The 18,780-nt window shown below is 67.6% G+C and carries 23 protein-coding genes; 14 read left to right on the top strand and 9 right to left on the bottom strand.

The annotated features are described in order from the left end of the window. Positions 1 to 19 precede the first annotated feature (19 nt). The gene (locus RI03_RS01015; RefSeq protein ID WP_010214582.1) at positions 20 to 1,285 is read left to right on the top strand and encodes a NupC/NupG family nucleoside CNT transporter; all 1,266 of its coding nucleotides are present in this window, start codon (positions 20 to 22) and stop codon (positions 1,283 to 1,285) included. A gap of 103 nt (positions 1,286 to 1,388) precedes the next feature. Here RI03_RS01015 and RI03_RS01020 read toward each other — a convergent pair whose 3' ends face one another. Further along, entirely contained in the window at positions 1,389 to 2,393 is a 1,005-nt protein-coding gene (locus RI03_RS01020; protein WP_037514552.1) for a bile acid:sodium symporter family protein, read from the bottom strand. Positions 2,394 to 2,483: 90 nt separating this feature from the next. Here RI03_RS01020 and RI03_RS01025 point away from each other — a divergent pair, with 90 nt between their 5' ends. The 3 genes from RI03_RS01025 to RI03_RS01035 all read left to right on the top strand — a co-directional run bounded on the left by RI03_RS01025 (position 2,484) and on the right by RI03_RS01035 (position 4,171). After that, positions 2,484 to 3,341, top strand: a complete 858-nt coding sequence (locus RI03_RS01025) for a LysR substrate-binding domain-containing protein (protein WP_010214584.1) — start codon at positions 2,484 to 2,486, stop codon at positions 3,339 to 3,341. A 204-nt stretch (positions 3,342 to 3,545) separates the two neighbouring features. Then, entirely contained in the window at positions 3,546 to 3,917 is a 372-nt protein-coding gene (locus tag RI03_RS01030; RefSeq protein WP_010214585.1) for a DUF4440 domain-containing protein, read from the top strand. Between the two features lie 14 nt (positions 3,918 to 3,931). Next, positions 3,932 to 4,171 carry a hypothetical protein gene (locus RI03_RS01035; RefSeq protein WP_037514534.1) on the top strand — a complete coding sequence of 80 codons (240 nt, stop codon included), beginning with the start codon at positions 3,932 to 3,934 and terminating at the stop codon, positions 4,169 to 4,171. Positions 4,172 to 4,301: 130 nt separating this feature from the next. Here the strand turns inward: RI03_RS01035 and RI03_RS01040 are convergent, their stop codons facing one another. From RI03_RS01040 to RI03_RS01075, 8 genes are all read right to left on the bottom strand, one after another. Further along, positions 4,302 to 5,042 (bottom strand): sigma-70 family RNA polymerase sigma factor, encoded by a 741-nt coding sequence (locus RI03_RS01040; RefSeq protein WP_010214587.1) that lies wholly within the window; start codon positions 5,040 to 5,042, stop codon positions 4,302 to 4,304. After that, positions 5,039 to 7,090: a flagellar biosynthesis protein FlhA gene (flhA, locus tag RI03_RS01045; protein WP_010214588.1), complete on the bottom strand. Its 2,052-nt coding sequence runs from the start codon at positions 7,088 to 7,090 to the stop codon at positions 5,039 to 5,041. The genes RI03_RS01040 and flhA overlap by 4 nt, the downstream gene beginning before the upstream one ends. Positions 7,091 to 7,124: 34 nt before the next feature. Continuing rightward, entirely contained in the window at positions 7,125 to 8,018 is an 894-nt protein-coding gene (locus tag RI03_RS01050; protein WP_010214589.1) for a hypothetical protein, read from the bottom strand. Between the two features lie 226 nt (positions 8,019 to 8,244). Further along, on the bottom strand, positions 8,245 to 8,598 hold the full coding sequence (locus RI03_RS01055) for a flagellar protein FlgN (protein WP_010161470.1): 354 nt from the start codon (positions 8,596 to 8,598) through the stop codon (positions 8,245 to 8,247). Beyond that, positions 8,595 to 8,879 (bottom strand): flagellar biosynthesis anti-sigma factor FlgM, encoded by a 285-nt coding sequence (locus RI03_RS01060; protein ID WP_010161469.1) that lies wholly within the window; start codon positions 8,877 to 8,879, stop codon positions 8,595 to 8,597. Before RI03_RS01060 ends, RI03_RS01055 begins: the two co-directional genes overlap by 4 nt. A gap of 63 nt (positions 8,880 to 8,942) precedes the next feature. After that, positions 8,943 to 9,482: a flagella basal body P-ring formation protein FlgA gene (locus tag RI03_RS01065; protein ID WP_010214590.1), complete on the bottom strand. Its 540-nt coding sequence runs from the start codon at positions 9,480 to 9,482 to the stop codon at positions 8,943 to 8,945. Between the two features lie 6 nt (positions 9,483 to 9,488). Beyond that, positions 9,489 to 10,091, bottom strand: a complete 603-nt coding sequence (locus RI03_RS01070) for an OmpA family protein (RefSeq protein ID WP_010214592.1) — start codon at positions 10,089 to 10,091, stop codon at positions 9,489 to 9,491. Continuing rightward, on the bottom strand, positions 10,088 to 10,741 hold the full coding sequence (locus RI03_RS01075; protein ID WP_010214593.1) for a motility protein A: 654 nt from the start codon (positions 10,739 to 10,741) through the stop codon (positions 10,088 to 10,090). Before RI03_RS01075 ends, RI03_RS01070 begins: the two co-directional genes overlap by 4 nt. Positions 10,742 to 10,971: 230 nt before the next feature. On the opposite strand from RI03_RS01075, the gene flgB reads away from it, so the two are divergent. Genes flgB through flgK form a run of 10 tightly spaced genes read left to right on the top strand, consistent with a single transcriptional unit; the run spans position 10,972 to position 18,772 of the window. Then, on the top strand, positions 10,972 to 11,328 hold the full coding sequence (flgB, locus tag RI03_RS01080) for a flagellar basal body rod protein FlgB (RefSeq protein WP_010161465.1): 357 nt from the start codon (positions 10,972 to 10,974) through the stop codon (positions 11,326 to 11,328). A 3-nt stretch (positions 11,329 to 11,331) separates the two neighbouring features. Next, positions 11,332 to 11,742: a flagellar basal body rod protein FlgC gene (gene flgC / locus RI03_RS01085; protein ID WP_010161464.1), complete on the top strand. Its 411-nt coding sequence runs from the start codon at positions 11,332 to 11,334 to the stop codon at positions 11,740 to 11,742. A 2-nt stretch (positions 11,743 to 11,744) separates the two neighbouring features. Next, a complete protein-coding gene (locus tag RI03_RS01090; RefSeq protein WP_010214596.1) occupies positions 11,745 to 12,425 on the top strand; it encodes a flagellar hook assembly protein FlgD in 681 nt (226 codons plus the stop codon). Positions 12,426 to 12,466: 41 nt separating this feature from the next. Continuing rightward, the gene (locus RI03_RS01095; protein WP_010161461.1) at positions 12,467 to 13,714 is read left to right on the top strand and encodes a flagellar hook protein FlgE; all 1,248 of its coding nucleotides are present in this window, start codon (positions 12,467 to 12,469) and stop codon (positions 13,712 to 13,714) included. A 23-nt stretch (positions 13,715 to 13,737) separates the two neighbouring features. Beyond that, a complete protein-coding gene (gene flgF / locus RI03_RS01100) occupies positions 13,738 to 14,481 on the top strand; it encodes a flagellar basal-body rod protein FlgF (RefSeq protein WP_010214599.1) in 744 nt (247 codons plus the stop codon). Between the two features lie 11 nt (positions 14,482 to 14,492). Beyond that, on the top strand, positions 14,493 to 15,281 hold the full coding sequence (flgG, locus tag RI03_RS01105) for a flagellar basal-body rod protein FlgG (RefSeq protein ID WP_010161459.1): 789 nt from the start codon (positions 14,493 to 14,495) through the stop codon (positions 15,279 to 15,281). A gap of 11 nt (positions 15,282 to 15,292) precedes the next feature. After that, positions 15,293 to 15,970, top strand: a complete 678-nt coding sequence (locus RI03_RS01110) for a flagellar basal body L-ring protein FlgH (RefSeq protein ID WP_010161458.1) — start codon at positions 15,293 to 15,295, stop codon at positions 15,968 to 15,970. Next, complete coding sequence (locus tag RI03_RS01115) at positions 15,970 to 17,073, top strand: flagellar basal body P-ring protein FlgI (protein ID WP_010214600.1); 1,104 nt, start codon at positions 15,970 to 15,972, stop codon at positions 17,071 to 17,073. Before RI03_RS01110 ends, RI03_RS01115 begins: the two co-directional genes overlap by 1 nt. Beyond that, entirely contained in the window at positions 17,070 to 17,435 is a 366-nt protein-coding gene (locus RI03_RS01120; protein ID WP_010161456.1) for a rod-binding protein, read from the top strand. The genes RI03_RS01115 and RI03_RS01120 overlap by 4 nt, the downstream gene beginning before the upstream one ends. Then, positions 17,432 to 18,772, top strand: a complete 1,341-nt coding sequence (gene flgK / locus RI03_RS01125; RefSeq protein WP_010214601.1) for a flagellar hook-associated protein FlgK — start codon at positions 17,432 to 17,434, stop codon at positions 18,770 to 18,772. The genes RI03_RS01120 and flgK overlap by 4 nt, the downstream gene beginning before the upstream one ends. Positions 18,773 to 18,780 lie beyond the last annotated feature (8 nt).

Raw genomic sequence — 18,780 nt, forward strand, 5'->3', positions numbered from 1 at the left:
GCGAAACTGCGGGGAATACGTGGACAAATTTCCGATCGGCATCCTGGGCATCGTCGTGATCCTGGGGCTCGCCGTCCTGTTGTCGACCAATCGCCGCGCGATCCGTCTCCGTGTCGTGGGGGCCGCCTTCGCGCTGCAGGTGGCGATCGCGATCCTCGTGCTCCACAGCGCGATCGGCCGTACCGTCATCGAGGGCATGTCGCGCGGCGTGTGGAACCTGCTCGGCTATGCCAAGGCGGGGACCACGACGATCTTCGGCGGGCTGGCGAGTGACCCGACGTTCGGCACCGCATTCGCCTTTTCGGCTTTGCCCGTCATCATCTTCTTCGCGGCGCTCGTGTCGATCCTCTATCACCTCGGGATCATGCAGTTCGTGATCCGCTGGGTCGGCGGCGCGATCGAGAAGGTGATCGGCGTGTCCAAGGTGGAAGCGCTGTGCGCCGCCGCCAACATCTTTGTCGGGCAAAGCGAATCGCCGCTGGTGATCCGCCCGTATCTCGCCGGGCTGACCCCGCCGCAACTGTTCGCGGTGATGACGGTCGGCATGTCGGGGGTCGCGGGGACGATCCTGCTCGCCTACGCGACCTTCCTCGGCCAGGGTGCGCTGCCGTATCTGCTCGCCGCGTCGTTCATGTCCGCGCCGGGCGGGTTGCTGATGGCAAAGATCATCATGCCCGACGAGACCACCGCGCCCGCGGGCGAGCTCGCGCTCGGCGACGATCCCGAGGAAGCGGTGCTCCACGTCGCCGAAAAGGCGCTCGAGGAAGAACGCGCCGCCAACATCATCATGGCCGCCGCCAACGGCGCGCAGACCGGCGTGCGGATCGCGGTTGCGGTCGGCGCGATGGTGCTCGCGTTCGTCGGGCTGGTCGCGCTCGCGAACGGGATCCTCGGCGGGATCGGCGGGTGGTTCGGCTATCCCGACCTCAGTTTCCAGGGGATGCTCGGCTTCGTCTTCGCGCCGGTCATGTTCCTGCTCGACATCCCGTGGACCGAGGCGCGCGCGGCGGGCGAATTGTTCGGGCAGAAGATCGTGCTCAACGAATTCGTCGCGTTCATCGACCTCGGCAAGATGAAGACCCTGTCGCCGCACACCACTGCGGTGGTGACGTTTGCGCTGTGCGGCTTCGCCAATTTTTCTTCGATCGCGATCCAGATGGCATCGGCCGGGAGCCTCGCCCCCAACCAGCGGCCGATGATCGCCAAGCTCGGCCTGCGTGCGCTGGCGGCGGGGAGTCTGGCTAATCTGATGTCGGCGGCGCTGGCGGGGTTGCTGCTGGGGTAGGCTCGGACCGCTTCCTCCATCCCTCCCGTTCGTTTCGAGCGAAGTCGAGAAACCGGGCACGGCGCAGGTTTCTCGACTTCGCTCGAAACGAACGGTGGGGGGGTTAGACCAGCACCGCCGCCCTCGCCGCATCTTCATCCCGCCGCGCATAACGCCGCGCGAGCGTCGCGCAGACGAACAGTTGCGCCTGGTGAAACAGCATCAGCGGCAGCACGATCAGGCTGACCGAATGGCCCGCGAACAGGATCGTCGCCATCGGGATTCCGCCCGCCATGCTCTTCTTCGACCCGCAGAACACGATCGCGATCTCGTCCGCCTTCGAGAAGCCGAGCCAGCGGCTGAGCAGCGTCGTGATCGCCAGGATGACCGCGAGGATCACCAGATCGATTCCCAGCACGATCCCGAGATCGCCCGGCGACAGGCTGCTCCACACCCCCGCCACTACCCCGGCGCTGAACGCGGCATAGACGACCAGCAGGATCGACCCGCGATCGACCACCGAGGTTAAAGTGCGATGCGCGACCAGCCACGCGCCGATCACCGGACGCGCCACCTGTCCGGCGACGAACGGCAGCAGGATCTGCAGCGCGATCCCCTCGATCGCGTGGAGCGACACCCCGCCCCCGACCGAGCGCAGCAGCAAGGCGACGAGCAACGGCGTCAGTACGACGCCAAGCAGGTTGGAAACCGACGCGCTGCACAGCGCCGCGGGGACATTCCCGCGCGCGATCGACGTGAAGGCGATCGACGACTGGACTGTCGACGGCAGCAGGCACAGGTACAGCAGGCCGACCGCGATATCCTCGGGCAACCAGCCGCGCGTCGCCCAATAAGCACCAAGCCCGATCACCGGGAAGATCAGGAAGGTGCTCGCGAACACCAGCGACTGCAGCCGCCAGTGCGTGATCCCCGCCCACACCGCCCCCGGCGACAGTCGCGCGCCATACAGGAAGAACAACAGCCCGACCGCGATCGTGACGCTCCCCTCGGCGATCGGCTGCGCCGCGCCGCGCGCGGGAAACACGAAGGCGAGCGCGACCGTCGTGATCAGCAGCAGCAGATAGGGGTCGATCGGCAAACGGCCGATCAGCGCGCGCAGCGTGGTCATGGATATCGTCCTGTTGTCCGCCTCCGAAATACGCGTCGCATCCGCCATCCACAATCGTGATGGACAGGATAACAGTCATCATGCAACCTGATGACCATGGATCGGATCAGCCCGGAACTGCTGCGCGCGTTCGTCACGGTGGTCGAGACCGGCACCTTCACCGCCGCCGCGCGGACGCTCGGGACCGGGCAGTCGACGGTCAGCCAGCAGATCAAACGCCTGGAGGCGTTGGCGGGGCGGCGGCTGCTCGCGCGCGATACGCACCGGGTCGCGCTGACGGTCGCGGGGGAGAGCTTCCTCGATCCCGCGCGGAAGATTCTCGAGGCGTATGACGCGCTCGACCGGCATCTGACGGGCGTTCCGCTGCGCGGTCGGTTGCGATTTGGCGCGTCGGAGGATTTCGTCCTGTCCGCGCTGCCCGATGTGCTCGCGAGCTTTGCGCGGCGGCATCCCGAAGTCGATCTGCTGGTGACGGCGGGGTTGAGCCAGACGCTCTACGACGCGTTCGACGCGGGGCAGCTCGACATCGTCCTCGCCAAACGCCGCGCAGGCGATCCGCGCGGGGTGACCGCATGGCGCGAACAGGTCGCCTGGGTCTCGCGCGCCGATTACGCGCTCGACGCGACCGCGCCGCTGCCGTTGCTGCTCTATCCCCCGCCGAGCGTCACGCGTGCGATGGCGATCGCGACGCTGGATGCGGCGCGGCGGCCGTGGCGCGTCGCCTTCACCAGCGCGAGCCTCAGCGGCCTCACCGCCGCCGCGCGCGCCGGGGTCGGGATCATGCCGCATTCGCTGCGGCTGCTTCCCGCCGGACTCGCGCGGGTTGCGGCGGATACCCTGCTCCCAGCGTTGCCCGAGATCGAATTCGTCATCCTCGGCCCCGGCCGGGGCGAGCCGGTGGCGGAGGCGCTGACCCGGTCGATCCTGCAGTGGGCGAACGTCGGCTGACCGGCCGGTTCCCGGGTCGTACGGTTTCATCCTGTCGAAACCGGATCCTTCGTTGGGGATCGCCAACGAGGAGACAGGAGAGGCAGCCGATACAACGACCGCACGATCCGACAGCACGACGCGACGATGCCCGACCGGGCGGACGTAGCCCTTGATACGGAACGATTTGCGCCGTCCGGCCTTCCTCCCCTGACACTCGGGAGAATGATGATGGAAGACGCACGGCTGTGGAGCTTCGAGGAAAGCCTCTGGACCGAAGGTCCTGACAATTACCGCGAAAAGGTCGACGCGGACGTGGTGATGGTCCTGCCGCGCCCGCCGTTCGTGCTGCAGGGCAGCGCGGCGATCGACGCGGTCGCGGATACGCCGGTGTGGGACAGCGCCGAACTTACCGAACGCACGGTGTCGCGCCCGCAGGAAGGGCTGATCGTGATCGGCTATCACGTCCACGCGCAGCGCGGCGACGAGGCGTATGCGGCGCATTGCACCTCGGTGATCCGCCGGCTCGAGCATGACGTGTGGCGCGTCGTCCAGCATCAGCAGACGCCGATGCTGACCAAGTCGGTCGAGCGGTAACACGGGAGGCAATGATGAGCGACGACACCACAGTCCAGGTCCGCCAGCGCGAGATCGCCACCGAGCATCTGCTGTTCAAGCTGATGGAATATGTCGAGGACAAGCATCCGGGGCTGCTCGAGTATCTCGAAGGCAGCCTCGATCACCTCGGCGATCCGGCGAGCGACGGGACGCAGGACGACGAAGCCGTGCGCGGGATCGCGAGGAAGATGATCGTGGGCGCGCGGAAGCAGGGAATGGCGTCCGCGGACTAACGGGGGCGACCCTAATATTGGGTTAGGGTCACCGCCCCCCTCCCGTTCGCCCTGAGCGAAGTCGAAGGGCCATCGCTGCGCGCGAGGCTTCGACTTCGCTCAGCCCGAACGGAGGATGGTAAGGGTGACGCTACCCCAGCATCGCCTTCTTCAGCTTGGCATGCGCCGACGCCTTGATCTGGCACACCCGCGCCGCGCCGACGCCGATCACCAGCCCGATCTCCTCGAGGTTCATTTCCTCGACATAATAGAGCTGGATCACCAGCGCCTCGCGCTCGGGCAGCGCGGTGATCGCGGCGATCAACGTATCGCGTTCCTCGCTCTCCGAAAGCTGCGCGAAGGCGTCGGGTTCGTCGCTTGCGAACCACGGGCCTTCGTCCGAATACAAATCCTCGATCGGCTCCAATCGTACCGGCTGCGCGCTTGCATAATCGATCCGCAGTTTCTCGCGCGACACGCCCAGCCGCGCCGCGACCGCCGCCTCGTCGGGCGCACGCCCCAGCTCGGTCGTCATCGCCGCGACCGTCTGCGCATACAGCCGCTTGCGCTGCATCGCGCCGCGCGTGAGCGTAGCCGAACGCCGCAGCGCATCGATCATCGCGCCGCGCACGCGCGTCATCAGATATTGCTCGAACGTCACCTGCCCGCGCTCCTCGAACGCGCCCGCCGCCTCGACCAGCGCGACCAGCCCGATCTGGACGAGATCCTCGACCTCGACCGAGGAGGACATGCTGCCGTGGACGTGCCACGCGATCCGCCGGACCAGCGGCAAATGCTTCTTCGCGAGCAGCTTGAGGTCGGGCCCGGCGGCGGTGCGGCCATAGACCAGCGGCTGCGCATCGGTGAAGGCATTGGGCGAAAACTGCATCATGCGGGCAGGGCTCCGGGAGCGCCGATCACGGCGACGACTTCGACGGCTTTTTCTTCCGGCACTTCGAAGAAGCTCATCACCGGAATGTCGGGCAGGCAGGTCTTGACCAGCTTGCGGATCGCGACGCGGATCGCGGGCTGGACGACGAGCGCGAACGGCTTGGCCTCGTCGACCAGCGGCTGCGCCGCGCGTTGCAGCGCATCGACGATACGACGGCCGAGATCGGGCTCGATCGTATGGCGGCGCGACGGATCGGCGCGCATCGCCTGGCCGAGCAGCCCCTCGAGCCCGCCCTCCAGCGTCATCACGCGCAGCGGCTCGCGCACGCCGCAGATCTTGCCGATGATCAGCCCGCCGAGATCGGGGCGGATCGCCTCGATGATTTCCTCGGCATCGAGCGTGCGCTGCGCGGCGACCGCGATCGCGGCGGCGATCCGGCGGAATTCCTTGAGCGGGATGTTCTCCGCGAGCAGCCCGCGCAGCACCTGCGTCAGCGTGGTGAGCGGCAGCGGGTTGGGCGACAGCGACGCGACGAGGCTGGCGGCGCGGTCCTTCAACCCGTCGAGCAGCGACTGGACTTCGTCGGGGCCGAGCAGCTCGGCCGAATGCTGGGTAAGCTGATGGTTGAGGTGCGTCGCCATCACCGTGCCCGGATCGACCACGAGATAGCCCGCACCCGTAGCCGCATCGGCATCCCCCGCCGCGATCCACACCGCGTCGAGCCCGAAGGTCGGGTCCTTCGCGCGCTTGCCCATCAGCCCGCCGATCGCCTGCCCGGTGTCGAGCGCGAGCATCTCGTCGGGCGACACGCTGTCCTCGCCGACGACCACGCCGCCGACGATGATCCGGTAGGTGTAGGGTGGCAGGTTGATGTCGTCGCGGACGCGGACCTGCGGGATGACGAAGCCCATGTCCTTCGACAATTGGCGGCGGACCCCGGTGATCCGGCCCATCAAAGGCGCACCGCGACGTTCGTCCACGAGCGGCACGAGGCCGTATCCGATGTCGAGGTTGACCTGCATGAGGTCGGACACTTCGTCCCAGCCGATCTTCGAATGATCGACCGGCTCGGGCGCGACCACCTCGACCGGGGCGGGGCGGCGCGACGCCTGGCGCATCTTCCACGCGGCGAACCCGGCGAGCCCGGCGGCGGGGAGGATCACCAGATGCGGCATCCCCGGCATCAGCCCGAGCAGCGCAAGGATGATCGCGACCGGCGTCCACGTCCGCGCCGAGCCGAACTGGCTGCCGATCTGGCCCGCGAGATCCATGCTGGACGTGACGCGAGTCACGATCGCGGCGGCGGCGATCGACAGCATCAGCGACGGGATCTGCGCGACGAGCGCATCGCCAATCGCGAGCAGCACATAATTGTGCGCGGCGGCCGCAATCGTCATGCCGTGGCTGACTGGGCCGAGGATCAGCCCGCCGACGATGTTGGCGGCCAGGATCAGCAGGCCGGCGACCGCGTCGCCTTTCACGAACTTGGACGAACCGTCCATCGAGCCGTAGAAATCGGCCTCGGTCGAGACCTCGATCCGGCGCGCCTTGGCTTCGTCGGGGGTGATCAGTCCGGCGTTGAGATCGGCGTCGATCGCCATCTGCTTGCCCGGCAACGCATCGAGCGTGAAACGCGCGGACACTTCGGACACGCGGCCCGCGCCCTTGGTCACCACGATCATGTTGATGATCACGAGGATCGCAAAGACGAACAGGCCGACGACATAATCGCCGCCGATCAGGAAGGTGCCGAACGCCTCGATCACATGGCCCGCCGCGCTCTCGCCCTCATGCCCGTGGACCAGGACGACACGGGTCGAGGCGACGTTGAGGCTCAGGCGGAACAGTGTGGCGAACAGCAGGACGGTCGGGAAGGCGGAGAAATCGAGCGGCTTCTGCGCGTTGAGGCTGACCATCAACACCGCGAGGCTGATCGTGATGTTCATGATGAAGAACACGTCGAGCATCGCCGCCGGGATTGGCACGACCATCAGCACGACCAGCAACAGGATCGCGACCGGCAGCGCGGCGGAGCGCAGCAGCGGCATCACGCCGCCTGGCTTGGGGGGCAAGGCCACTGGATCAGGCTCCCATCGTCGCGAGCATCATGTACGCGAGCCGCGCGGTATTCGGGGTCGGGCGCAGCAAGCTCGCGGTTTCGGTGCGCGTGCCCGCAAGGCTGCTGGTGCCGTTCAACTGCGCGAGCGTGTTCTGCGCCCAGACCGCGGCGTTGGAGGTGGACTCCTCGCCATTCCCGGGAATGACGTCCGCGCCCCATTCGCCCAGCCGCGTCGCGGACAGGCCGGAGGTCGCATCGGTCGGCTGCGTCGCGCCCGCCGCATCGAGCTTGGCGGCGAAGCGGCCGTAGATCTGGCCGAGCGAGCGCGGCGCTCCGGTCGAATCGTAGAAGACGCTGCGATTGGCATTGGCGGCGGCGGGGAACATCGCGGCGCCGCTGCGGTCCGGGTTCGCCTGCATCGCGGTGAGGAACTGCCGCGCGCCGCCCAGGCCCAGGAAATGCGCCATGTAAAGATCGGTGCTGGTCGCGGCGCGCCCGAGCGAGCCCTCGATCGCGCCCTTGTTGTCGCTGGCATGCTCGGCGGCCATCAGCGACGCGGCGGTCGGATCGTTGCGGAGCGACAGGATCGCCTGGCGCGTCGCGGGATCGTTGACGACCGCCTTGCCGCTCGCGCTGGTCGAGATCGCGTTCGCGGCCCAGCCGAGGCCGTGCTCCGCGCCATGCGCCTTGACCACGCGCAACCAGCTCTGGTCGACGAACTGATACAGGCCGCTCGCGCTCGACGTGCCCGAATGCGCGTTGCTGCGCATCCCGCTCTCGAGCTTGGCCTGGCCCATCAGATAGTTGAAATCGATGCCGGTCTTCTGGCTCGCGTTCGCGATCGCGTTGCGAATCGACCCGCCCGCGCCGGTCGCGTCGGCGGCTCCGTTCAGGATGGAAAGCGGATTGAAAGGCATTGGTCCCCGGCTTTTGATCCGCGATCAGGCGGACAGCCGGGTATCAGCAAGAGACGTGCCAGTTTTTGGGGAGCTGCTGCTTCCTACCTTTTGCTACCCCGGCGAAGGCCGGGGCCCAGGAGAGGAGCAGAAGTGGCGGAGGTCAGCGCTTCGTTACCAAGACCTGCGCTATTGGACCCCGGCCTTCGCCGGGGAAGCGGTTATGAAAAGGTAGCGATGCCGCCCCTCAGGCGAACGCCGCCAGCCCCATCCCCGCGCGATACACGCTCCCCGGTGCCGATCCCATCGCCACCCCGGCAGACCCGGTCAGATTTTGCAGGCGGCGGCGAACATTTGCCGCCATCAGGTTGACGTAGATCCGGCAGGTGTCGTTCAGCCGCTGCGCTTCCTCGGCCAAGGCGCGGGTTTCGGCGCCCGGGGGCAAATCCCCGAACGCCGCGACCGCTTCGATCCGCATCAATTTGTCGTTGGTCGCCTGTTCCAACGCGCGCACGTCGTTGGTCTTGAGCGCCTCAATTTCGGCATGCAGCGCTTCGATCACGGCGATGAGGGCGTCGCGGCGCGTTTCGGGCGGCATCATTTCTTGGGGCTCCAGTTGAGCTTCAAGGCGAGCATGCGGTCGGCGATCGTGTCGGGGGTGAGCGGATAGGTGCCGTTGCGCACCGCGCGGCGGACATCCTCGACATGCTGGCTATCGACCGGCACGCCCTTGCCGACTTCCGACGCGACCGCCGACAGCTCGAGCGGCTGGCGCGCGGGATTGGCCGGCTGTTTGGCCGCAGCCGCGATCGTCGTCACCGGCGGGGTCGAAATGACCGGCCGATCCGGCGTTGAAACAGTCTTGGGTCCGATCGCGTCCACCACATCAGCACCTTTGGGAAGAGATGACGAAAGGTATAACGACCGTTCCGGGCAAAGCTTAAATCATTCTGTCCAACCCGGCAGCGTCGCGCTTCCCGCCGCGGTCGCGACCGCCTGGACCGGGTTCCGTTGGTCATCGACCTTGACCATGAACCGCCCGCCCACGACCGCATCGCCGACCGCGACGCCTTCGCGCGTGATCGAGAAGCCGGGCGACCCCGCGCTGATCGTGACCGGATCGCCGCGCTTGATGACATAGACCGCCTTGATCGCGGCGGGCTGCGCGCTCGGCGTGATGACCAGCGGGCTTGCGCCCTTGGGCAGGACGGCGGGGAGCTTGACCGGGACGAACAGCCGCCATTCGGGGCCGGTGCAGGTGACGACCACCGCGTCGTGCGTGTCGGTGCGCCACGCCATCGACACCATCGGACAGGCGGCAAGCTTCAGCCGCGCATCCACGGGCGTGCGCGCGCCGCCTTCGTTGCCGACGCCGTGTCCGGTGAAGGCGGCAACCGCGCGATCGATCGCGCCGGTATCCTGGAATGGCGCGGCCAACGCGGGGGTGGCGACGAGCCCGAGGAGGAACAGCGGGAAACGGCGCATGATGGGTCAGGTCCTTTTGGCGGCTAGGGGAGCGGCAGGGGGAGCGGCAGGGGGAGCGGCAACCGGAACGGCAGCGTCTTGCCGGTTGCCGGCAAACCCCGTCGTCACGCTGACGCCGCGCCGGCCGGACCGGCCGGCGGCGGTGATGGCGATGCGATCGGGGGCGATTCCCGCGGTGATCAGCGCACTTGCGACCGATCGCGCGCGGTCGGCGGCGAGCAGCGCTGCGCTATGGGTGGTGGGATCGACATCCGGCGGCGAGCCGTCGACCATGCCCGTCACCGCAAGCATCGCCCGCGGATCGCGCAGCGCCTCGCGTGCCCAGTCGGACAGCGCGGCGACCGGACCCGGCAGCTCCGCCGACCCCTGCGCAAAGCCGCCGACCGCGTTGGCGGTGACCGGCATCGGTGCCGGCGGGACGATCGCGCCCGTATCGGGCGCACCGAAGCCCGCGCGAATCCCGCGCGCGAGGGTGCCGCCGTCGAGCTGCTGATTGGCCTGGATGAAGACGAAGAACGCGACGAGCAGCAACGCCAGATCCGCCAGCGTCATAAGCCACGCAGGGCGCACGGCGGCGATCTCGGGTAGGTCGTTGTCGGGCGCGATCATGCCGATTTCGCCACGGCGAGCGGGCGGCGCGGCTGTTCGCGCGTTGCCAGCGCGATCAACGGGGGTTCGAGCCGCAGCCGGTCGACCGCCTCGTCGCGCGCGATCCGGCGCAGCCGCGCGGCAACCGGCGCGAGCACGAGATTGGCGAGCAGCGCGCCGTAAAGCGTGGCCAGCAACGCGACCGCCATCGACGCGCCGATCGCGCGCGGATCCTGCATTTTGACGAACATGCCGACCAGCCCGATCAGCGTGCCGACCATCCCCATCGCAGGCGCGGTCTCGGCGGCACCCGACCAGAGTTCGGCGCTTGCGGCGGCGCGCTCGGCGCGCGCGCGGCGGCGCTGGCGGAGCAGCTCGGCGATCTCCTCGGGCGCGGCGCCATCAACGATCGCGGCGACCGCGGCGGCGATGTCGGGGTCGGCGATGACCGAGCGGTCGAGCGCGAGCACCCCGTGTCGCTTGGCGATCCGCCCGAACGCGGCGATCTGCTCGACCAGCGGATCGGCGGCGAACCGCGGCGCGGCGAGCGTGCGGAGTGCCGCAATGCCCCGCCCGAGGTCGCCCGCGGGCGTGCGTAGCACGACCGCCGTCAGCGTACCGCCGACGACGATGGCGAAGGCGATGGGGTCGAGGAACGGGGCAAGGGTCATTGGCATCGCAGCGGCCACTGCAAGCCGTGGGCCAATCTGGTAAACGCTCCCGCCGTCACCCGGGCGACCGCCGGTGCCGCCGGGGCAGCGGCAGCGGCGGCAACCCGCTTGCCGCCGCCCGGCAAGCCATTGCCGCTTTGCCAGTGCTTCGCTTGCCGCCCGGCCCCCATGCGCATTTGGCACGCCCCTTGCTGAGACCTGGCTGCGCAATGAGGCGCTGGAGACGGGCGATGCCCAGCGAAGGACTGTTCGGTGTACATGGTGCGGCACTCGAGGTGCGCTCGCAGCGCATGGGTGTGCTTGCGTCCAACATCGCGAACGCGTCCACGCCCGGCTTCAAGGCGCAGGACATCGATTTCCAGACCGCGCTGTCGTCCGCCGAAAGCGCGATCGATACCGGCGGCAGCGCCAGCATCGCCGGCGCGATGCGCTATCGTACCGCGTCGCAGCCGTCGCTCGACGGGAACACGGTCGAACTGTCGACCGAGCAGACTGCCTTCGCCGAAAACGCCGTCGCCTATCAGACGACGCTCTCCTTCCTCAACGGGCGGATCGGCCAGATCACCCGTGCTCTGAAGGGCGAATAACAGATGGCCGACCAACCGCTTTCCATCTTCCAGGTCGCCGGACGCGCGATGTCCGCGCAGCTCGTGCGGATGAACACCACAGCATCGAACCTCGCCAATGCGGGCGCGGTCACGAGCAGCGCGGACACCGCCTACAAGACGATCAAACCGGTCTTCCGCACGCAATATGACAAGGCGTCCGGTCTCGCGACGGTCAACGTCGAGAGCATCGTCACCGCGGGCGAAGGCCCGACCAAGGTCTACGATCCGTCGCATCCGCTCGCCGACAAGGATGGCAACATCTGGCAGTCGGGCGTCGATGAAACCCGCGAGCTGGTCGACATGATGGAGACCTCGCGCAGTTACCAGAACAACGTCGAGGTCATGCAGACCGCGAAGTCGCTCATCCTCGATACCCTCAAATTGGGACGCTGATCATGGCCTCCACGTTCGATTCCACGCTCAACAGCCTTGGCGTCAATGCCACCACCACCGCCAAGGCGAACGCGCCCAAGACGTCGTCGACGCTCGGCACCGGCGATTTCCTCAAGCTGATGACCGCGCAGCTCAACAACCAGGATCCGTTCTCGCCGGTCGACAACACGCAGATGGTCGCGCAGCTCGCCCAGATCTCGAGCACGTCGGGAATCGCGGACATGGGCACCACGCTCAAGGCGATCCAGGACAAGCTCGGCGCGACCACGCCGAGCGACGCGCTCGCCTATGTCGGGCGTACGGTGCTGACCGAGGGATCGACCGCTTACGGGCGCGCCGCGGGCGGGCTCGCCGGCGCGGTCGAGCTCGACAAGGACGCGACCAACGTCACCGTGTCGATCAAGGACGCCAACGGCCAGACGCTCAACACGCTGTCGCTCGGCGCGCAGAAGGCGGGCACCGCGACCTACGACTGGGACGGCAAGACCGCCGACGGCGCGGAGGCGGGGACCGGGCCATTCACCGTCTCGGTCAACGCCGCGAACGGCGGTGACAGCGTCACGTCGCGCAACCTCGTCTGGGCGCCGGTCGCCGCGGTCTCACTGCCCGCCTCGGGCACCCCGATGCTCACCCTGCCCGGGATCGGACAGGTCGCCGCCAGCGCCGTCCGCCAGGTCGGCTGATCCCTTTCCTCGCTTAATCCGAATCGCACAGGAGCAACCCGATGTCCTTCTACACCTCGCTCAGCGGCCTGCAGGCCGCGCAGACCGAACTCTCGACCGTGTCGCACAACCTCGCCAACGTCTCGACCAACGGCTTCAAGAAGAGCCGCACCGATTTTGCCGACGTCATCGCGTCGAGCATCGCGACCGATCCGACCAAGCTCGTCGGCTCGGGCGCGGTGGTGAAGTCGAACCGCCAGCAGTTCGGCGAGGGCAACCTCAAGACGACCGGCTCGTCGCTCGACCTCGCGATCACCGGGGACGGCTTCTTCGCGGTCAAGACCAGCGGCGTGAACACCGCGACCGCCTACACGCGCAACGGCGCGTTCCAGGTCGATCCGGCGACGCACAACATCGTCGACGCGCAGGGCTCGGCGCTGCTCGGCTATCCGGTCGACGCCAAGGGCAATACCACCGCGAGCGGCACCGACGGCCTGATCGCGCTGAACCTGCCCGAGACCAACGGGACGCCCGCCGCAACCAGCAATGTCGGGCTCAAGATCAACCTGTATGCCGCCGCCTCGGTCCCCAGTGCGGCGTTCTCGCCGACCAACGCGTCGAGCTACAACAGCTCGACCGCGACGACGATTTACGATTCAGCGGGCAAGGCGAGCACGCTCACCAGCTATTACGTTCATACCGGCACCGATGCCTGGACCGTCCACAGCTATGTCGGCGACCAGGAGCTCAAGGTCGGCGGGTCGAACGCCGGCACGCCGGTGACGTTCGATGCATCGGGCAACCTGTCCTCGACGCCGTCGTCGGTAACCTATGACTCGTTCAACCCCATCACCGGCGGCGTCGCGCAGGCGATCAAGCTCGATCTCGCGGGATCGACCCAGCAGTCGAGCCCCTTCTCGGTCAACGCCAAGACCGCGGACGGTGCCTCGGTCGGCGAGCTCGCCGGCGTTTCGGTCGACAAGCAGGGCATCGTCTCGGCGAACTATTCGAACGGCGACACGGTCGCGCTCGGCAAGGTCGCGCTCGCCAACTTCGCCAACCCGACCGGGCTGCGCCAGACCGGCAACAGCTATTGGTCGTCGACCGGCATCTCGGGCAGCGCGGCGCTCGGGTCGGCGAACGAGAACGGCTTCGGTTCGCTCAGCGCGGGCACGCTCGAGGGCTCGAACGTCGATATCACCGAGGAACTGGTCGACCTGATCGCCGCGCAGCGCAACTTCCAGGCGAATGCCAAGGCGCTCGATATCAACGGCCAGATTTCGCAGACCATCTTCAACATCCGCAACTGATCTAGGCGGAACCGGAGCGGAACATGGACAAGCTGGTCTACACGGCGGCGACGGGGCTCAAGGCGCATCTCGCGTCGCAAGCCGCGATCGCCAACAACATGGCGAACGCCTCGACGATCGGGTTCCGCGCCGATCGCGTCGTGTTCGACCGGCTGTCGCTGAAAGGCTCCCCGCTCGAGACGCGCACGCCCTCCTCGGCGGACGTGCTCGACGCGGATCGCAGCACCGGCGCGATCCAGCAGACCGGACGCCCGCTCGACGTCGCGATCACCGGCGAAAGCTGGCTCGCGGTCCAGTCGCCCGACGGGAGCGAAGCGTACACGCGGCGTGGTGACCTTCAGGTCGCTCCCTCCGGGGTGCTGCAGACCGGCGACGGCTTCCCGGTGATGGGGGCGGGCGGGCCGATCACGGTGCCGCCGGCGCAGAGCATCTCGATCTCGGCGGACGGTACGCTGTCGATCGTCCCGCAGGGCGGCGACGCCAAGAACCCGCAGGTGATCGACCAGCTCAAGCTCGCCACCCCCAAGGGCACGACGACGGTCAAGGGGCTCGACAATCTGCTCTACGTCAAGGGCGGCGGAACGCTGCCGCAGGACATGGACGCGAAGGTCGAGAGCGGCGCGCTCGAGGGATCGAACGTCAACATGACTCAGGCGCTGGTCGACATGATCGAGAACCAGCGCAGCTACGAAGTTTCGGCCAACATGATGAAGTCGGCCAAGGACATGGACGAAAGCGCCGCATCCGTGATGCGGCTCCCGAGCTGAAGGAATAGACGATGGGCAGTGCAGCCATGCATATCGCGCGGACCGGGCTTGATGCCCAGGACATGCGCATGCGAGTCATCTCGAACAACCTCGCGAACGTCAACACGACCGCGTACAAGAAGGACCGAGCCGCGTTCGAGACGCTCGCGTACCAGACGGTAACCGCGCCGGGCGCGCCAAGCACGTCCGAGACGAAATACGCGACCGGGCTCAACCTCGGCACCGGCGTCAAGATCCAGGGTACCGCGCGGATCGACACGCAGGGCTCGTTCCAGTCGACCAACAACAGCCTCGACCTCGCGCTCGACGGCGACGGTTATTTCCAGGTGCAGATGCCCGGCGGCACGCTCGGCTACACCCGCGCGGGCAATTTCTCCCGCTCGCCCGAGGGTCTGATGATCACAAGCGAGGGCTATCAGGTCCAGCCCGGCATCACCGTGCCGCAGGGCGCGACCGCGATCACGATCGGCACCGACGGCACCGTCACCGCGATGGTCCCCGGCCAGACCGCGCCGAGCGAGCTCGGCCAGATCCAGGTCGCGAGCTTTCCCAATTCGGCGGGGCTGCTGAGCAAGGGTGACAATTACCTCGTCGAGACCGCTGCGAGCGGGGCCGCCAACCTCGGCGTCGCCGGGCAGGATGGGCGCGGCAACGTCCGCCAGGGGCAGCTCGAGGGATCGAACGTCAACGTCGTCGAGGAGCTGGTCGACATGATCGAAACCCAGCGCGCGTATGAGGTGAATTCAAAAATGATCACCGCGACCGACGAAATGCTCAAATATGTTAATCAAAATATCTGATGACTAAGGTCATGAAACCGTTCGTCATTCAGCTGACCGTCGGATTTGCGCTGTTTTTGCCCAGCGCAGCCGAGTCGCGCCTGCTTGGCAAGAAAACGCCGCCGGTCGATTTCTCGGCGGCGATGCCCGAAGCGGCGCTGGCTCCCGCCGCGGCGACGGGATCGATCTTCCAGGTCAACGACGGCTATGCCGCGCTCTACGAGGGCACGCGCGCGCGCCGCGTCGGTGATCCGCTGACGATCGTGCTGGTCGAGCGCACCGCTGCTTCCAAGTCCGCCAATTCGAAGCTCGATTCGTCGGGCGGCCTGTCGCTCATCCCCCCGACCACCGGGCGGCTTGCGCTGTTCCAGGGGACCGACGTCGCGACCAGCGGCACCCGCACCTTCAAGGGCGGCGGTGGTGCCGACCAGTCGAACACGCTGTCGGGCGAGATCAGCGTCACGGTCAGCCGCGTCCTGCCCAACGGCACGATGCTGGTGCAGGGCCAGAAGCGCGTCACGCTCAACCGCGGCGACGAGTTCGTCCAGATCAAGGGGCTGATCCGCACCGCCGATATCGATGCGGACAATCGCGTGCTGTCGACCCGCGTCGCGGACGCGCAGATCGCCTATACCGGCAAGGGCGACGTCGCGCGCGCGAGCCGCCAGGGCTGGCTCGGCCGGTTCTTCTCCGTCGTGAGTCCGTTCTGATGCGCCGGCTGCTCCCGCTCCTGCTCGCGTTGCTGGCGACGCTGGTCGTCGCGTCCCCCGCGTCCGCCGATCGGATCAAGGATCTCGGCGGGTTCCAGGGGATCCGCACCAACCAGCTGACCGGCTACGGCGTGGTCGTCGGGCTGCCCGGCACCGGCGACGACAATCTCGAATATACCATCCAGTCGATGAAGGCGGTGACCTCGCGCTTCGGGCTGCAGCTTCCTGCCAACATCAACCCGGGCCTGAAGAATGCCGCGGTGGTGATGATCACCGCCGAACTGCCGCCGTTCGCCAAGCCCGGGCAGAAGCTCGACATCACCGTCGCCTCGATGGGCAAGGCCAAGAGCCTGCGCGGCGGTGCGCTGATCCTGACGCCGCTGCTTGGTGCCGACAACCAGATCTACGCAATGGCGCAGGGCAACCTCGCGGTCGGCGGCCTCGGCGCCGAGGGCAAGGACGGGTCGCAGATCGTCATCAACATCCCGTCGACCGGGCGCATCCCCGAGGGCGCGACGGTCGAGCGCGCGGTCAAGACCGGGTTCGAGAACACGCCTGCGCTCACCTTCAACCTCGCGCGCGCCGATTTCACGACCGCGCAGAATGTCGCAGGCTCGATCAACGCGCGCTTCGGCAACGGGGTGGCGCAGGCAGTGGATGCGGTGTCGGTGTCGGTCCGCGCGCCGATGGGTGGCGACGTCCGCGCGACGCTGATGAGCGAGATCGAGAATCTGAGCGTCGTCTCGGCCGAGCCGCCCGCCAAGGTGATCGTCAACGCGCGCACCGGCACGGTCGTGATCAATTCGGCGGTCCGCGTCAGCACCGCTGCGATCACGCACGGCAAGCTCACCGTCCGGATCGACGAGAACGAACGCGTCAGCCAGCCCGCGCCGTTCAGCCAGGGCCAGACGACCAAGGCGCAGAAGTCGGGCGTCGTGGTCGACGAGGAAAAGCACCCGATGTTCCTGATCGCGCCGGGGCCGAAACTGTCCGACGTGGTCAAGGCGATCAACGCGATCGGCGCGTCGCCCGCCGATCTGGTCGCGATCCTCGAGGCGCTCAAGGAAGCGGGTTCGCTCAAAGCGGAGTTGATCGTATTGTGAGTGACGTCCCTGCCCTTCCCCCGGTCAACGCGCCTTCGGCGGTCGGTGGTGTCGCAAGCGACACCAGCCGGCTGTCGAACCGTGCCAACCTCGATGCCGCCGGAAAGAAGTTCGAGGCGGTGTTCACCGGCATGATGGTCAAGGCGATGCGCTCGACGCATCTCGCCGAGGACGATCTGTTCGGGTCCAAGGGCATGGATACGTTCAAGGAAATGCAGGACACGCAGGTCGCGCAGAACATGGCCGCGCACGCGCCGCTCGGCATCGGCAAGGCGATGACCGAGTTTCTCGCGAAATCGCAGGCGGGCGTCCAGGCCGGGCTGCAGGCTGCACCCGCGACCGACAAGGCGAAGACGCCATGAGCGACATGCTGAGCATCGGCGCGAGTGGCGTCAAAGCGTATCAGACCGCGCTGACCACCGTTTCCGACAATATCGCCAATGCGTCGACGCCGGGCTATGCCAAGCGCACCACCGACCTGTCCGAAATCGCACCCGCCACCGGGATCAATTCGGCGACGGTCAACGGCAGCGGCTTTGGCGTCGCGGTGTCGGGAATCACCCGCTCGGCCGATACGCTCCGCGATGCCGATGTGCGCACCTCGCAGGCGGACCTCGCGCGCAGCGACACCAGTATCGCCTGGATGGGCCGGATCGAGACCGCGCTGACCGGCAACCAGCTCGGCGACCGGTTGACCAGCTTCTTCAACGCGACCAAGACGGTTTCCGCCGATCCGACCGCGACCACGCCGCGTGCCGCGCTGCTGGAACAGGCGACGTCGGTCGCGGGATCGTTCAACGCGACGGGCAAGGCGCTCGATCAGCTCGACAGCGACGTGAACAGTACCGCGACCACCGCGGTCGGCACGCTCAACGGCCTCGGCACCGCGCTCGCCAAGGTCAATGAGGGGCTCTCGCGGGTCAAGCCCGGCTCGACCGGCGCGGCGCAGCTTGCCGACCAGCGCGACTCGATCCTCGACCAGATGAGCGCGATCAGCGACGTTTCGGTGTCGATCGACCCCTACGGTCGCGCCGCGGTGAAGCTCGGCAATGCGGGCGGTCCGCCGTTCGTCTCGGGCAACCAGGCCGAGACGCTGCAATTCGCGCGCGGCACCGACGGCGTGATCGCCTTCACGCTCCAGCGGTCGCAGGCGAGCGTTTCGCCGTCCGGCGGCGCGCTGGCGGGCGTCGTCGAGGGCGCGCAGCGGATTTCGGACGCGCGGATCAAGCTCAACGCCATTGCGACGTCCTTCACCGACGGCGTCAATGCGGTGCAACAGGGCGGCGCGGATCTCGATTCGAAGCCCGGCACCGCGCTGTTCGCGACCGGGACCAACCCGACCGACATCACCGTCGCGCTGACCGATCCGCGCGGCGTCGCCGCGGCGGCGGTCGGCGCGGGGCCACGCGACAACAGCAATCTCGGCAAGCTCGATACGCTGCGCACCAGCCGTGCCTTCGAATCGAACACGACCGCGCTCGTCTCGGGCAATGCCGCCGCGCTCGCCGCCCGCAAGCAGGTGGCCGATGCGCAGGGCGCGATTCGCACCAACGCCGTGTCCGCGCGCGATGCGGTGTCGGGCGTCAACCTCGATACCGAAGCGGTCGACCTGCTGCGTTTCCAGCAGGCCTATCAAGCGTCCAGCCGGGTGATTCAGGTCGCCAAGGATACGCTCCAGTCGATCCTCGACCTCCACTAGGCCCCGGA

The organism is Sphingomonas sp. PAMC 26621, assembly GCF_000251145.1.
Lineage (GTDB): Bacteria > Pseudomonadota > Alphaproteobacteria > Sphingomonadales > Sphingomonadaceae > Sphingomonas.

Coding starts and splice junctions, on each gene's coding strand:
- flgC (WP_010161464.1), top strand. CDS start 11,332: ATGGCCGACCAACCGCTTTCCATCTTCCAGGTCGCCGGACGCGCGATG.
- flgK (WP_010214601.1), top strand. CDS start 17,432: ATGAGCGACATGCTGAGCATCGGCGCGAGTGGCGTCAAAGCGTATCAG.
- RI03_RS01075 (WP_010214593.1), bottom strand. CDS start 10,741: ATGACCCTTGCCCCGTTCCTCGACCCCATCGCCTTCGCCATCGTCGTC.
- RI03_RS01095 (WP_010161461.1), top strand. CDS start 12,467: ATGTCCTTCTACACCTCGCTCAGCGGCCTGCAGGCCGCGCAGACCGAA.
- flhA (WP_010214588.1), bottom strand. CDS start 7,090: ATGCCGCTGCTGCGCTCCGCCGCGCTGCCGGTCGCGATCCTGTTGCTG.
- RI03_RS01050 (WP_010214589.1), bottom strand. CDS start 8,018: ATGCCTTTCAATCCGCTTTCCATCCTGAACGGAGCCGCCGACGCGACC.
- flgF (WP_010214599.1), top strand. CDS start 13,738: ATGGACAAGCTGGTCTACACGGCGGCGACGGGGCTCAAGGCGCATCTC.
- RI03_RS01090 (WP_010214596.1), top strand. CDS start 11,745: ATGGCCTCCACGTTCGATTCCACGCTCAACAGCCTTGGCGTCAATGCC.
- RI03_RS01035 (WP_037514534.1), top strand. CDS start 3,932: ATGAGCGACGACACCACAGTCCAGGTCCGCCAGCGCGAGATCGCCACC.
- RI03_RS01115 (WP_010214600.1), top strand. CDS start 15,970: ATGCGCCGGCTGCTCCCGCTCCTGCTCGCGTTGCTGGCGACGCTGGTC.
- RI03_RS01065 (WP_010214590.1), bottom strand. CDS start 9,482: ATGCGCCGTTTCCCGCTGTTCCTCCTCGGGCTCGTCGCCACCCCCGCG.
- RI03_RS01020 (WP_037514552.1), bottom strand. CDS start 2,393: ATGACCACGCTGCGCGCGCTGATCGGCCGTTTGCCGATCGACCCCTAT.
- RI03_RS01030 (WP_010214585.1), top strand. CDS start 3,546: ATGATGATGGAAGACGCACGGCTGTGGAGCTTCGAGGAAAGCCTCTGG.
- flgG (WP_010161459.1), top strand. CDS start 14,493: ATGGGCAGTGCAGCCATGCATATCGCGCGGACCGGGCTTGATGCCCAG.
- RI03_RS01110 (WP_010161458.1), top strand. CDS start 15,293: ATGAAACCGTTCGTCATTCAGCTGACCGTCGGATTTGCGCTGTTTTTG.
- RI03_RS01025 (WP_010214584.1), top strand. CDS start 2,484: ATGACCATGGATCGGATCAGCCCGGAACTGCTGCGCGCGTTCGTCACG.
- RI03_RS01055 (WP_010161470.1), bottom strand. CDS start 8,598: ATGATGCCGCCCGAAACGCGCCGCGACGCCCTCATCGCCGTGATCGAA.
- RI03_RS01040 (WP_010214587.1), bottom strand. CDS start 5,042: ATGATGCAGTTTTCGCCCAATGCCTTCACCGATGCGCAGCCGCTGGTC.
- flgB (WP_010161465.1), top strand. CDS start 10,972: ATGCCCAGCGAAGGACTGTTCGGTGTACATGGTGCGGCACTCGAGGTG.
- RI03_RS01070 (WP_010214592.1), bottom strand. CDS start 10,091: ATGATCGCGCCCGACAACGACCTACCCGAGATCGCCGCCGTGCGCCCT.